Raw genomic sequence first — 12,053 nt, forward strand, 5'->3', positions numbered from 1 at the left:
TTTTGGAACAGAGAAGCGCGGGATGATAACGCAGCTGATGCCAATGAAACGCAACTGGCTCGAATCCGACCGTCAAGGCAACGGCTGGCTGCCCGTCCTCTTTATATCCGTCTCGCCATTGGCCACGAGCCAGCGAAACAGCTCTGTCACGGACACCGTGTGGCTACGCTCGATCCATCGCACCAGCGCCGGGCCATAGTGTTCGGTGTAGCGGCTGAGCACCAGATGGCGACAGTCCGCTGACAGGCGCAGGGTAATTTCCCGACAGTGCAGAGTGGCCGGGTCGTGCTGGTTTACCCGTTGCTGCAGAGTCAGGCTATTGCCTTCAGAAACCATCGGCCGGCGCTCCTGTGCATTGATGTTTGGTTGTCTGCGCCGAGCCTTGTTTGCCATCGGCCACGTAAGCGGCACGATGCTCGGCGACCACGTTGCGTAACGCGCTGTAGTAGTCAGGCAGTTTTTGCAGGCTGTCGGTCAGCGGTAACGCTTCTGCTCGACCATCGACGACGCCGCCGACCGTGTTGATCGTGGACAGCGTGTCCACGGTGTCGCTGTTGCTGCCGAACGGATCGACCACAAAACCGAGTACGCGGCCGGCGGCGTCGCGGCTGTTGGAGGTGCCGAACAAAGGCAGTTCGACGATCGGACCGTTGCCGATGCCCCACACGCCAAACGTCTGGCCGAAGTCCGCGTCGTGACGCGGGATGCCGGCCATGCCGGAGACATCGATCAAGCCCACCACGCCCACCGTGGTGTTCAGTACGAAACGCCCCAGTGTATTAGCCGAGCGCATCGGGTTGCCTTGGAGTAGGTCATTGATGAAAACCTTGGGCTCGCCGAAGTTCGCCACAAAGTTATGCACACCGGTCTGGAAAAAGTCCGGCGAGTAGCGATAGCCGCGAGCGACCGGCGCCAAGGCGTAGTCATCGACCACCCGGTTAAAGGCGAAGATGCCGCGATTGAGCGGTTCCGCCGGGTCGTACACCGAATAGGTAATGTCGGCGCAACTCACATCGGTGGTGGACGGCGGCTGGCTACTGCAACCCGCCAAACCGGCTGCCAGCACGGCAATCGAGGTGTTGCGGGCCAGCCAGGGAGCACAGTTGAAAGGCAACATGGACACGATTCTCGGGAGGAATTCGCCGAGATGTTGAGCTTCAAGCCTTGCGCAAAGATGTCTGGTTTATTGCGGCGATGACGTTTTATTGCAGGATTGAAATATATGACGCGCTGCCGTGAATGGTTTTAGATGGCGGTTCCATTCGCCCCCTTAAGTGACCTTCGGTGAACAGCCTTTTAATTGTGGACGACGACCTTGAGGTCCTTGATCTACTGAAAAAATTCTTCGTGCGGCACGGCTACAGCGTCGAGGTCGCCACCGACGGCCCGTCGCTGTGGGTGGCCATCGAGCGCCAGCCGCCAGACCTGATCATTCTTGACGTGATGTTGCCCGGGGACAGCGGGCTGATCTTGTGTCAGCAACTGCGGATTCGCTACGCAATACCGGTGATCATGCTCACGGCCATGGGTGAGCTCAGTGATCGGGTGGTCGGCCTGGAACTGGGTGCCGATGACTACCTGACCAAACCCTTCGACGCCCGTGAACTGCTGGCCAGAGTGCGCGCCGTGCTGCGCCGCGTGGACGAGCGCCGTCCGGTATTGCAGGAACGGCCTCGTCCACTGATCGACTTCGCCGACTGGCACCTGGACGTGACTCGCCGCGAACTACGCTCGCCGGACAACGTGATGATCCCGCTGTCGGCCGGTGAGTTTGACTTGCTGCTGGTCTTTGTCGAACACCCGCAGCGCATCCTCACCCGCGAGCAATTGCTGGACCTGGCGCGCGGGCATTGCCATGACGCCTTTGATCGCAGCATCGACGTTCAAGTCAGCCGCCTGCGGCGCAAACTCGAGTCCGACACCAAACGGCCGGCGATGATTCGCACCGTGCGCAATGGCGGTTACCTGTTTACCCCCAGCGTGACACGGCGATGAGCTGGCTGAAGCGGATTCGCGCCCGAGACTGGCCGCAAGATACGGTCGCGCGCTGGATCGCGTTGACGATCATCCTGGCCATGCTCATTTCACTGGCGCTCAACGGGCTGTTTATCCAACTGGCCGGCGTCTGGGCGCGTCCGCCGCTGACCGAAACCGGCCTGCTGGAAAAAGCCGCGGCCATCAGCCGCGTCATCGAGGCCGCCCCTGCGCCCCTGCGCCACTCATTGGCGCAAGCCGCCAACGAGAGCGGCTTCACTATCACTTGGCACCCTGATCGGCACGATCTCAATCTGCCGACCGTGGACGATCCGAAGTCTGACATCGGCTCGTCCATCCTGCAGCCGATGCTCAGAGCCCCTGACCGACGCATCGAAGCCTATGAACCGGCCGATTGGACGGAGCACACGGCGGACGCGCATTACGCGCTGCTAATTGAGCTGTCCGACTCATCATGGCTGATGTTCTCCGCACCCTCGCGCAGTTGGGGGCTCGATGAAGCGCCACGCTACCTGATCGTGATCCTGCTGGTGCTGATCTCCACCGCCCTGGTCGCGCTTATCGCCACCCGGCGCCTCGCCACACCTTTGCAGCATTTCGCCGAAGGCGCCCGTCGCTTCGGCGTGGACTTCCGCGCACCGCCGATCGAACCGCTCGGCCCCCACGAAATTCGCCAGGCCATTCTTGCGTTCAATGCCATGCAGGCGCAGTTGCAACACTTCATCCGCGATCGCACGCAAATGCTCGCCGCCATCTCCCACGACCTGCGCGCGCCTCTGACGCGGATGCGCTTGCGAGGCGAATTCATCGAAGACAGCGAGCAACAGCAGCGGTTGTTTCGTGACGTGGATGAAATGCAGGCAATGATCAACTCGGCGCTGGAGTTCTTTCGTGATGATGCGCGGCTTGAACCGGCGACCCAGTTTGATCTGGCGGAACTGCTGCAAACGCTGCTGGATGATTACCGCGATCAGGGAATCGACATTACGTTCAGCGGGCCGCTGCGGTGGGTGTATTTCGGGCGTCCGTTGGGGCTTAAACGGGTGATTACCAACTTGCTCGACAACGCTATCAAGTACGGCAGTGAGCCGGGGATTGAACTGATCCCGAGCGCTGGCCAGGTGCGGATCAAAATACTGGATCGTGGACCGGGCATTCCTGAATCCAGTCTTGAGCAGGTGTTTGTGCCGTTCTTTCGGATGGAGGGCTCGCGGAACAAAAGCACGGGCGGCGTTGGTTTGGGGTTATCGGCGGCGCGGGCGATTGTGCTGGAACACGGAGGCGAGCTGACACTGCGTAATCGGTCGACGGGCGGATTGGAGGCGTTGGTGGTGTTGCCGGTGCATCCAACGCCCAGACAGTTAAGCAATTTCTGCAATGACGCAATCTTGTAGCAGCTGGCGGAGCCTGCGTTCGGTTCGGGCCGCGATCGGACGTAGCAGTCGTAAAACCTGAGCTTGCGGTCTTCCTGAAACACTGCATCCCCTGATTTTACGACTGCTACGCAGCCGAACGCAGGCTGCGCCAGCTGCTACAAAAAATTGCGTGACGGCTTAGCGGATCATCTGAACCTAGGCCTCCCAGCCCGCTCCACTGACCGCCGCCTGCGCCAGTGGGTGCAAGTCTGCCCCCTGATGCTCTGTCTGCCAGGCCAGCAACTCCTTGCGCATGCCGGGCGTCCAGTACATCTGCAGGTGATTACGCACGCCGAGCACAGCCTGTTGCTGGTCCGGTTCGCTGGCGAAGTACTGGGCGATCTGATTGACCATTTTGATCAGATTTTCAGTGCTCATCGGCGTACCTCCGCTTTTGTTCCGGCGGTACGTGCCTGGCGGCGTTCGTCGAGCAGGCGTTGTTGGTTATCACTGAATTCCTGGTAGCGTTTTTGCCACTCGGAAGGGTGGTAGACGCGGCTGACTTCCACGGCGGTGACCTTGTACTCCGGACAGTTGGTGGCCCAGTCGGAGTTGTCTGTGGTGATGACGTTGGCCCCCGATTCAGGGAAGTGGAACGTGGTGTACACCACGCCCGGGGCGACCCGTTCGGTGACTCGCGCACGCAGTACGGTCTGTCCGGCGCGGCTGCCGATGCCAACCCAGTCACCTTCGTTGATGCCACGACTCTCGGCGTCGGTCGGGTGGATTTCCAGGCGGTCTTCATCGTGCCAAGCGACGTTTTCGGTACGCCGGGTCTGCGCGCCGACGTTGTACTGGCTGAGGATGCGCCCGGTGGTCAGCAGAAGAGGGTAGCGATTGTTGACCTTTTCCTCGGTGGGCACGTAGCCGGTGAGCATGAAGCGCCCCTTGCCGCGCACGAATTCCTCGATGTGCATGGTCGGCGTGCCGTCCGGCGCCGCGGCGTTGCATGGCCATTGCAGGCTGCCGTGGCGATCCAGTTCGGTGTAGCTGACGTTGGTGAAAGTCGGCGTCAGGCTGGCGATTTCATCCATGATTTCTGACGGGTGCTGGTAGTTCATGGGGTAACCCAAGGCGTTGGCCAGGGCCACGGTGCCTTCCCAGTCGGCCTTGCCGCCCAGGGGCTCCATGACTTTGCGCACCCGGGAGATGCGTCGTTCGGCGTTGGTGAACGTGCCGTCTTTTTCCAGGAACGAGCTGCCCGGCAGGAACACGTGGGCGAACTTGGCGGTTTCGTTGAGGAAAATATCCTGCACCACTATGCATTCCATGGCCGACAGGGCTGCGGTGACGTGCTGGGTATTGGGGTCGCTCTGGGCGATGTCCTCGCCCTGGCAATACAGGCCTTTGAAACTGCCGCTGAGGGCGGCCTCGAACATGTTGGGAATGCGCAGGCCCGGATCGGGTTGCAGGGTGACGTTCCACGCCTGTTCGAACTGCGCCCGAACGACCTCGTTGGAAATGTGGCGGTAGCCGGGCAGCTCGTGGGGAAAGGAGCCCATGTCGCAAGAGCCCTGAACGTTGTTCTGCCCACGCAGCGGGTTCACGCCCACGCCTTCGCGGCCGATGTTGCCAGTGGCCATGGCCAGGTTTGCGATGCCCATGACCGCGGTGCTGCCCTGGCTGTGTTCGGTGACGCCCAGCCCGTAGTAGATCGCCGCGTTGCCACCGGTGGCATACAGACGGGCGGCGGCGCGGATGTCGGCAGGGTCTACGCCACAGATGGCGCCAAGGACTTCCGGCGAGTTTTCCGCGCGGCTGACGAACTCGCGCCAGTGGGCGAAATCAATGTCCTCGCAACGGGCGTCGATAAAGGCCTGGTTGAGCAAGCCTTCGGTGACAATGACGTGGGCCAGCGCGTTGAGCATGGCGACGTTGGTGCCCGGGCGCAGGGCCAGGTGCACTTCGGCGCGGGCATGCACCGAGTCCACCAGATCAATGCGTCGTGGGTCGATGACGATCAGTCGCGCGCCTTCACGCAGGCGGCGTTTGAGCTGGGAGGCGAATACCGGGTGGGCGTCACTGGGGTTGGCGCCCATCACCAGGATCACGTCGGCCTGCATCACCGAGTCGAAACTCTGGGTGCCGGCGGACTCGCCAAGGGTTTGTTTCAGGCCATAGCCGGTCGGCGAGTGGCAGACCCGCGCACAGGTGTCGACGTTGTTGTTGCCGAAGGCGGCACGCACCAGTTTTTGCACCAGGTAGGTTTCTTCGTTGGTGCAACGGCTGGAGGTGATGCCACCAATGGAGTCGTGGCCGTATTTTTGCTGAAGACGGCGGAATTCGCTGGCGGCGTAGGTCACCGCTTCATCCCAACTGACTTCTTGCCAAGGGTCGTTGATGTGCTGGCGGATCATCGGTTTGGTGATGCGATCCGGGTGGGTGGCGTAGCCCCAGGCAAAGCGCCCTTTGACGCAAGAGTGGCCGTGGTTGGCCTGGCCGTTCTTGTCTGGAACCATGCGCACCAGTTGGTCGCCTTTCATCTCGGCGCGGAACGAGCAGCCCACGCCGCAATAGGCACAGGTGGTGATCACGCTGCGTTCGGGCTGACCCAGTTCGACCACGCTTTTTTCCATCAAGGTCGCGGTCGGGCAAGCCTGGACACAGGCGCCGCAGGACACGCATTCCGAGTCGAGGAAGTTCTCGCCCCCGGCGGCCGCGACCCGGGATTCGAAACCGCGCCCGGTAATGGTCAGGGCAAAGGTGCCCTGGGTTTCTTCGCAGGCGCGCACGCAGCGGTTGCAGACGATGCACTTGCTCGGGTCGTAGTCGAAGTAAGGGTTGGAGGTGTCCTTCACATCGGCCAGATGGTTGTCGCCTTCATAGCCGTAACGCACCTCCCGCAGGCCGACCTGGCCAGCGACGGTTTGCAGTTCGCAGTTGCCATTGGCCGAGCAGGTCAGACAGTCCAGCGGGTGATCGGAGATGTACAGCTCCATGACGTTGCGACGCAAGGTCGCGAGCTTCGGCGTCTGGGTGTGCACGCTCATGCCTTCAGTGACCGGCGTGGTGCAGGACGCCGGGTAGCCGCGCATGCCGTCGATCTCCACCAGGCACATGCGGCAGGAGCCGAAGGCTTCCAGGCTGTCGGTGGCACACAGTTTAGGAATGGTGGTGCCCAGCAGTGCGGCGGCGCGCATTACCGAGGTGCCTTCGGGCACGCTGATGCTACGGCCGTCGATGTTCAAGGTGACTTGCACGTCGCTGTCGCGGGCGGGTGTGCCCAGGTCGATATCGGTTTTCGGGTCGAAGAGGGTGATCATTGGTCGGCCTCCGAAGATTGCAGACCGAAGTCGGCGGGGAAGTACTTGAGGGCGCTGGCCACCGGAAATGGGGCCATGCCGCCCAACGCACACAGCGAACCGTATTGCATCGTGTCGCACAGGTCCTTGAGGATGATCACCTGCTCTTCGCGACCGCTCTGGTCAGGCGCGGCGAGCAGGCGGTCGATCACCTCCACGCCCCGGGTCGAGCCGATGCGGCACGGCGTGCATTTGCCGCAGGATTCCTCGGCGCAAAACTGCATGGCAAAACGCGCCATTTGGGCCATGTCCAGCGTGTCATCCGCCACCACCACACCACCGTGACCGAGCATCGCGCCCATGGCAGCAAACGCTTCGTAATCCAGCGGCGTGTCGAATTGCGACGGCGGCACCCACGTGCCGAGCGGGCCGCCTACCTGCGCGGCCTTCAGCGGCCGGCCACTGGCGGTGCCGCCGCCGTAGTCTTCTACCAGTTCGCGCAGGGTCAGGCCAAACGCCCGTTCCACCAGGCCGCCGTGACGAATATTGCCCGCCAGCTGGAAGGGCATGGTGCCCAGGGAGCGGCCCATGCCGTAATCGCGATAGAACTGCGCGCCCTTGGCCAGGATCAGCGGCACCGAGGCCAGGGTCAGCACGTTGTGCACCAGGGTCGGCAGGCCGAATAGCCCCTGCAAGGCGGGGATCGGCGGCTTGGCGCGGACGATCCCGCGCTTGCCTTCGAGAGAGTCCAGCAGCGCGGTTTCCTCACCGCAGATGTAAGCACCGGCACCGACGCGCACTTCCATATCGAAGGCTTGACCGCTGCCGCCGACATTGGCGCCGAGGTAACCGGCGGAGCGGGCGATGTCCAGCGCCTCGCGCAGTGTGGCCACGGCTTGTGGATATTCCGAGCGCACATAGATGTAGCCGTAGCTGGCGCCGACGGTGATGCCGGCAATGGCCATGCCTTCGATCAGCAGGAAGGGGTCGCCTTCCATCAACATACGGTCGGCAAAGGTGCCGGAGTCGCCTTCGTCGGCGTTGCACACAATGTATTTTTGCGCAGCCTGGGTGGCGCGCACCGTGCGCCATTTGATCCCGGCCGGGAAGGCTGCGCCGCCACGGCCACGCAGGCCCGAATCGAACACAGCGGTCGCGGTCTGCTCGCCACCCAGGGCGATGGCCTGGGTCAAGCCCTCGAAGCCGCCGTGGGCCCGGTAATCCTCCAGCGACAGCGGCCGGGTAATGCCGGCGCGGGCGAACAGCAGGCGTTGCTGAGTCTTCAGATACGGCAACTCCTCCACCAGACCCAAGGCCAGAGGATGAGCGGACGGCTCGCCTTGCAACGCATCGAGCACGGACGGCACGTCGGCAGCGGTCAGCGGGCCGAAGCCGATACGGCCTTGCGGGCTGTCCACTTCCAGCAGCGGTTCCAGCCAGTACAGGCCGCGCGAGCTGGTGCGTTGCAGGTCCAGCGGCAGATTGCGTTCCCGGGCCTGAGTGGAAAGGGCCACAGCCACATCATCGGCACCTACGGCGCGGGCAAGAGAATCACAGGGCAAATAGAGGCGCGGCATCATGCGTCCTCCTGGCAAGCATCAAGCAGGGCATCCAGACGCTCGGCGCTGAGTCGCGCATGCACCTGACCATCCAGCTCAAGGGCGGGCGAGCAAGCGCAGGCACCGAGGCAATACACCGGGCGCAGACTGATATTGCCGTCAGCGCTGCTGCCGTGGTCGTCCAGTTGCAGGCGTTCACGCAACTGCGCAGCGAGCTGCTCGGCGCCGCGACTCTGGCAGGACTCGGCCCGGCACAGACGCAGGATATGCCGGGCCGGAGGCGCGGTGCGGAAGTCATGGTAAAAGCTGATCACCCCGCGAACCTCGGCCTGACTCAGGTTTAGCGCGTGGGCAATCTCGGGGATGGCGGCATCGGGGATGTAACCGATGCCCTCCTGAATCTCATGAAGAATCGGCAACAGTGCGCCCGCAGAGCCCTTGTGGCGCTCCAGCACGCTGTTGACCATAGGCAATTGCAACATCTCATCAGGCATTCAGCATTCCTCACGGTCACGGACAAACCAGGCGGTTGTCGGTCGTCCGAAAGTGTCGGCTGCGGCATTCACACCACGTCACGGTATCGTGGCATTGTCAGGCCGTTGGCCAGGGCACCCTGAGCGGGCATCTTGTTGTGCCCGGCGCGGTCTTTGCCGCACCTCTAAAAGGGCATTAAGGCAGCTTGCCACGCTGCCTTTGATTCATCAGCACCAAAGCGACGTGTTCGGTTCTGCCTACGACTATCCATTAAGTCTAGAAGAGCCCAGCACGAGGCGTCGTCACTGAATGTCGTTATGCACTTTCGCTCAAGGGTTTAGGCATAACGGATTGCTCGCCGAAGGTTTTTTTGGAGCGGTTCTTCTCAACTCAAGAAAAAACCGGGGGCGGTCCATGCTTTCTCAGCCCCCATTTATGAGTGTTCCCCTCTGTTGTGGTCAGATTTTTTTACTGATACGGACGGTGAGCGCTATGATGGCGAGATGGTGGCGCCCTCCGTGGTCCCCCTAATGTTGTTTCAACGCGCCACAGGCCTCCGCTTTCATTCCCGTTAAGTAAGGCGTGACGAACCCGGCGCTGCTCCACGTCGTTCACCTCTACTCCGATCCACGTCAGCCACATTTCAAGGATGATCTATGACAAGTAAGTCTCCGCACTCATTTACCGATTCGATTCAGGTCACTCTGGAGTCATCAATGCGTAACCTCTGTGCCAGCCTGTTGATCGGTGCGACCGCCCTAATATCCGGCTGCAATACCACCCCGCTCGACAAGGCCACCATCTACTACGATCGAGGGCAGTTTCCGGCTCAAGTTGCCAAAGACTTTCCGGATATCATCGAGCCTATCCTTCAGCACGGACGGTGCTCGCTGCTGATCTCCACCCCCGGCTCCACCACAGGTACCTACCACTTCTGCACGTTCGCTCTGACCCGTGACGAACTCTATGTGCAGGGTTGGGATGCCAGCGCGTTAAAGTACAAGGAAATCGTTCGGATCGATTTGTCGACACTTAGCAAGGTCGCCCTGGATTCGTACTTCCGAACCAATCAAGTGCAGTTGATTGAGCAACGACGTCAGAGTGCGTTAAGCGTGATGATTGATGACGGCGGCTATCACGACACTGCTTCAACGGAGCGGGTGTTCGAGACCATCAAGGACAGAGGAGTAAATGTGGTGAAAAGCGAAGGGATGATGATGCCACCGGCACCGCCTACTCCGATGGTTATTCCAATTATTGTTCCGCGGTGAAGGAACGGATCTGACTTCTGTTTTTTCATGCCCATAATTTTGGTTTACCCCGTGTTCCCCTAGCGCTCAATACCGTCACTGGGTAGTTGAAAGCTTCGCTTTTTGTTGGCTATAAGCTTAATCGTTATACATAAGGACAATCGAATGACTACAGATCAGCAATTTATAATCTTAAAGCTTCAGTTTTTTGCGGCGTTACTCATGGGGCTTGATTATTTCATGCCTGACTCATGGCGCGCAAAAATGAACGAATACGTTGCGAGTTATTTTTCAGGCGTTCAAGGGAGAGTTGATGAAGATCTGATAACCTCATGGCAATATGTTAAAAACAATATGGTAAAGATTTTTGTTGCGATCTTTTCGTTGGTTGCTTGCTACTTGATTGCCGTGCTTACAAAAACCCCATTGCTACAAGAGTATCAGGTCTTAAATTCTCTTTTGGTAATAGCTGTGACGCTATTGTTTGCAGTTGGCTTTATTACGCTTTTCAAAATAATCGTAGATCTTCTTGTGCCGGTAGGCTTTGGTGGTTCGCTGAGAATATTTACATCTTTTGTTTTAGGGTCGCCCAAAGGCCCGCTAGCAGCTATTGGGTTTACTGTTTTAATGGTGTCCTTTCTATTTAGGTCCTCATATCTTAGTGGTGTGTAATAAAGGTTAAAAATTGTTAGCTGTTTAATTTTTGCGTTGGTCTAGAATAAGTGGTTCGATATGAGTGGGGCTCAAGGGGAGCGGTTGAGAACAATGGGGTAGATCACATTTCAGAACTAGGCGTCGACATTAAAACAGTGGAACTATCACTAAGTCGAGATCTAGTCGCTTTCGGAAAACTCGCGAAGCTTGGCAAACACGCGAAACCCGACATAGTCGGATGGGTGTTTGTACAGGCATCGGTAGTAGCAATCCCCGTAACCGATCATGCGTGCTTGCGACGTTTGAAAGTACGCCTGATTGTCTCGAATGAAACGACCGTAAACCGCCGGATCGAACTTGGGCAGGTGTGCTTCAACGGTTTCAAGAATCTGGATGACGTACTCGCCCGTCAGCTGGAACACGAACGGGATAATCCAGGGTTCCTGAACTGAGAGAATCTGTTCCAGTTGACGTTGGCGCACATGACCATCGTGGTGCCGTGTCAGAAGACACGAGTACAAAATGCTCTGGGTTTCAGTCAAGTGGTCAAAGGCTCACTCATAATCCAGGTGATAAATCCGGTAGGGAATGATCAATTCCTCCTCACCGATTCTTACCTCTATGAATCGATGCATTGCCACGCGCGCCTGGCGGAGCTGGCCCATAACCTGGTCGAGAGCCTTTGCCTCTTGTTCAAGACAAGACGGAAACACCCGGTGTGCACGCTGCATCATTCACTGAATGTCTTTCAGATAGTCCTTAAGCGCAATGAGCGGCGCTTCAAGCTGCCCCATCGTCCGTGCATTGCTGAAATCAGCTGACAATCGATGCAGCTCGCGCCCAAGCGGCGTATCAACACCACCTATAGCCTCCAGAGCCAAACCCACGCAGTGCGCCACTCTAAACTGAATCCCCTCAACATCCCCTCTGCGCACCAGCAACCCAAACACCTCCCTCTCATAGTCACTCATGATCGGATCATCCCGCAAAATCGGACTGTGATCCTCCGTCTCATAAGCCAGCTTGAGGGCGAAAAGGGCAACGGTTTCCAGTGGCAATTCCATTGTGTGAATCCTTGATTCGTTAGCCGAGCGGTTTTGGGTTGTGGCATTGAAAAGCAAGATCAAAAGCTCGCAGCCTTCAGCAGTTCCTACAGCGGCGGGGTTGGCTTTTCTACAGACGAAAAAAAAGGCCTTGCAAAGCAAGACCTTTCTTAATTTTGGTGCCCGAGGGAGACTCGAATAATAGCATAACTGTATAATTAACATAGTTTTATGCATGTGTACACTTCCACGTTGTACCGTGAAGTGTACACCCTGCCTGCCTCCAATAAGGACTGGTGTGGATGGAAGCTTGATCGGATTTCTCCATCCAGTTTCCGACGAGCCGTAGATAAGATCTACAAAAAACTGGTTACGGATAGACTCCCTAGTCTGCCAAAAAGGGCCGAAACCGACACATGGC

Annotated in this window: 13 protein-coding genes; 4 read left to right on the forward strand and 9 right to left on the reverse strand. The window is 59.0% G+C overall.

Annotated elements, in window-relative coordinates; translation table 11 throughout:
- Window positions 1–72: 72 nt before the first annotated feature.
- Both ACYZTW_RS05950 and ACYZTW_RS05955 read right to left on the reverse strand, forming a co-directional pair.
- Entirely contained in the window at window positions 73–336 is a 264-nt protein-coding gene (locus ACYZTW_RS05950) for a hypothetical protein (RefSeq protein WP_462004128.1), read from the reverse strand.
- Complete coding sequence (locus ACYZTW_RS05955) at window positions 326–1,117, reverse strand: MlaA family lipoprotein (RefSeq protein ID WP_462004129.1); 792 nt, start codon at window positions 1,115–1,117, stop codon at window positions 326–328. Before ACYZTW_RS05955 ends, ACYZTW_RS05950 begins: the two co-directional genes overlap by 11 nt.
- Before the next feature lie 167 nt (window positions 1,118–1,284).
- Between ACYZTW_RS05955 and ACYZTW_RS05960 the strand changes: the two genes are divergently transcribed.
- Together ACYZTW_RS05960 and ACYZTW_RS05965 are read left to right on the forward strand one after the other, a co-directional pair.
- Entirely contained in the window at window positions 1,285–1,995 is a 711-nt protein-coding gene (locus ACYZTW_RS05960) for a response regulator (protein WP_462004130.1), read from the forward strand.
- On the forward strand, window positions 1,992–3,389 hold the full coding sequence (locus tag ACYZTW_RS05965) for a sensor histidine kinase (protein WP_462004131.1): 1,398 nt from the start codon (window positions 1,992–1,994) through the stop codon (window positions 3,387–3,389). The genes ACYZTW_RS05960 and ACYZTW_RS05965 overlap by 4 nt, the downstream gene beginning before the upstream one ends.
- Window positions 3,390–3,566: 177 nt before the next feature.
- Here the strand turns inward: ACYZTW_RS05965 and ACYZTW_RS05970 are convergent, their stop codons facing one another.
- The 4 genes from ACYZTW_RS05970 to ACYZTW_RS05985 are packed head-to-tail and all read right to left on the reverse strand — an operon-like array spanning window position 3,567 to window position 8,705.
- Window positions 3,567–3,788, reverse strand: a complete 222-nt coding sequence (locus ACYZTW_RS05970; protein ID WP_046045986.1) for a formate dehydrogenase subunit delta — start codon at window positions 3,786–3,788, stop codon at window positions 3,567–3,569.
- Entirely contained in the window at window positions 3,785–6,673 is a 2,889-nt protein-coding gene (gene fdhF / locus ACYZTW_RS05975; protein WP_462004132.1) for a formate dehydrogenase subunit alpha, read from the reverse strand. The genes ACYZTW_RS05970 and fdhF overlap by 4 nt, the downstream gene beginning before the upstream one ends.
- Window positions 6,670–8,232, reverse strand: a complete 1,563-nt coding sequence (locus ACYZTW_RS05980) for a formate dehydrogenase beta subunit (protein WP_462004133.1) — start codon at window positions 8,230–8,232, stop codon at window positions 6,670–6,672. The genes fdhF and ACYZTW_RS05980 overlap by 4 nt, the downstream gene beginning before the upstream one ends.
- Window positions 8,229–8,705 (reverse strand): formate dehydrogenase subunit gamma, encoded by a 477-nt coding sequence (locus ACYZTW_RS05985; protein ID WP_462004134.1) that lies wholly within the window; start codon window positions 8,703–8,705, stop codon window positions 8,229–8,231. The genes ACYZTW_RS05980 and ACYZTW_RS05985 overlap by 4 nt, the downstream gene beginning before the upstream one ends.
- Window positions 8,706–9,341: 636 nt before the next feature.
- Between ACYZTW_RS05985 and ACYZTW_RS05990 the strand changes: the two genes are divergently transcribed.
- Together ACYZTW_RS05990 and ACYZTW_RS05995 are read left to right on the forward strand one after the other, a co-directional pair.
- The gene (locus ACYZTW_RS05990; protein WP_462004135.1) at window positions 9,342–9,956 is read left to right on the forward strand and encodes a hypothetical protein; all 615 of its coding nucleotides are present in this window, start codon (window positions 9,342–9,344) and stop codon (window positions 9,954–9,956) included.
- 144 nt (window positions 9,957–10,100) lie between these two features.
- Entirely contained in the window at window positions 10,101–10,607 is a 507-nt protein-coding gene (locus ACYZTW_RS05995) for a hypothetical protein (protein ID WP_462004136.1), read from the forward strand.
- Window positions 10,608–10,768: 161 nt separating this feature from the next.
- Here the strand turns inward: ACYZTW_RS05995 and ACYZTW_RS06000 are convergent, their stop codons facing one another.
- The 3 genes from ACYZTW_RS06000 to ACYZTW_RS06010 form a co-directional block, all read right to left on the reverse strand.
- Window positions 10,769–11,071, reverse strand: a complete 303-nt coding sequence (locus ACYZTW_RS06000) for a hypothetical protein (protein WP_462004137.1) — start codon at window positions 11,069–11,071, stop codon at window positions 10,769–10,771.
- 72 nt (window positions 11,072–11,143) lie between these two features.
- On the reverse strand, window positions 11,144–11,323 hold the full coding sequence (locus ACYZTW_RS06005) for a hypothetical protein (protein ID WP_462004138.1): 180 nt from the start codon (window positions 11,321–11,323) through the stop codon (window positions 11,144–11,146).
- Entirely contained in the window at window positions 11,324–11,653 is a 330-nt protein-coding gene (locus ACYZTW_RS06010; RefSeq protein ID WP_462004139.1) for a hypothetical protein, read from the reverse strand.
- Between the last annotated feature and the right edge of the window lie 400 nt (window positions 11,654–12,053).

The organism is Pseudomonas sp. LB3P25, assembly GCF_054897985.1.

Excerpts from the sequence above, each read along its gene's own strand:
- fdhF (WP_462004132.1), bottom strand. The coding sequence starts at position 6,673 with ATGATCACCCTCTTCGACCCGAAAACCGATATCGACCTGGGCACACCC.
- ACYZTW_RS05985 (WP_462004134.1), bottom strand. The coding sequence starts at position 8,705 with ATGCCTGATGAGATGTTGCAATTGCCTATGGTCAACAGCGTGCTGGAG.
- ACYZTW_RS05995 (WP_462004136.1), top strand. The coding sequence starts at position 10,101 with ATGACTACAGATCAGCAATTTATAATCTTAAAGCTTCAGTTTTTTGCG.
- ACYZTW_RS05950 (WP_462004128.1), bottom strand. The coding sequence starts at position 336 with ATGGTTTCTGAAGGCAATAGCCTGACTCTGCAGCAACGGGTAAACCAG.
- ACYZTW_RS05980 (WP_462004133.1), bottom strand. The coding sequence starts at position 8,232 with ATGATGCCGCGCCTCTATTTGCCCTGTGATTCTCTTGCCCGCGCCGTA.
- ACYZTW_RS06010 (WP_462004139.1), bottom strand. The coding sequence starts at position 11,653 with ATGGAATTGCCACTGGAAACCGTTGCCCTTTTCGCCCTCAAGCTGGCT.
- ACYZTW_RS05990 (WP_462004135.1), top strand. The coding sequence starts at position 9,342 with ATGACAAGTAAGTCTCCGCACTCATTTACCGATTCGATTCAGGTCACT.
- ACYZTW_RS05970 (WP_046045986.1), bottom strand. The coding sequence starts at position 3,788 with ATGAGCACTGAAAATCTGATCAAAATGGTCAATCAGATCGCCCAGTAC.
- ACYZTW_RS05965 (WP_462004131.1), top strand. The coding sequence starts at position 1,992 with ATGAGCTGGCTGAAGCGGATTCGCGCCCGAGACTGGCCGCAAGATACG.
- ACYZTW_RS06005 (WP_462004138.1), bottom strand. The coding sequence starts at position 11,323 with ATGATGCAGCGTGCACACCGGGTGTTTCCGTCTTGTCTTGAACAAGAG.
- ACYZTW_RS05955 (WP_462004129.1), bottom strand. The coding sequence starts at position 1,117 with ATGTTGCCTTTCAACTGTGCTCCCTGGCTGGCCCGCAACACCTCGATT.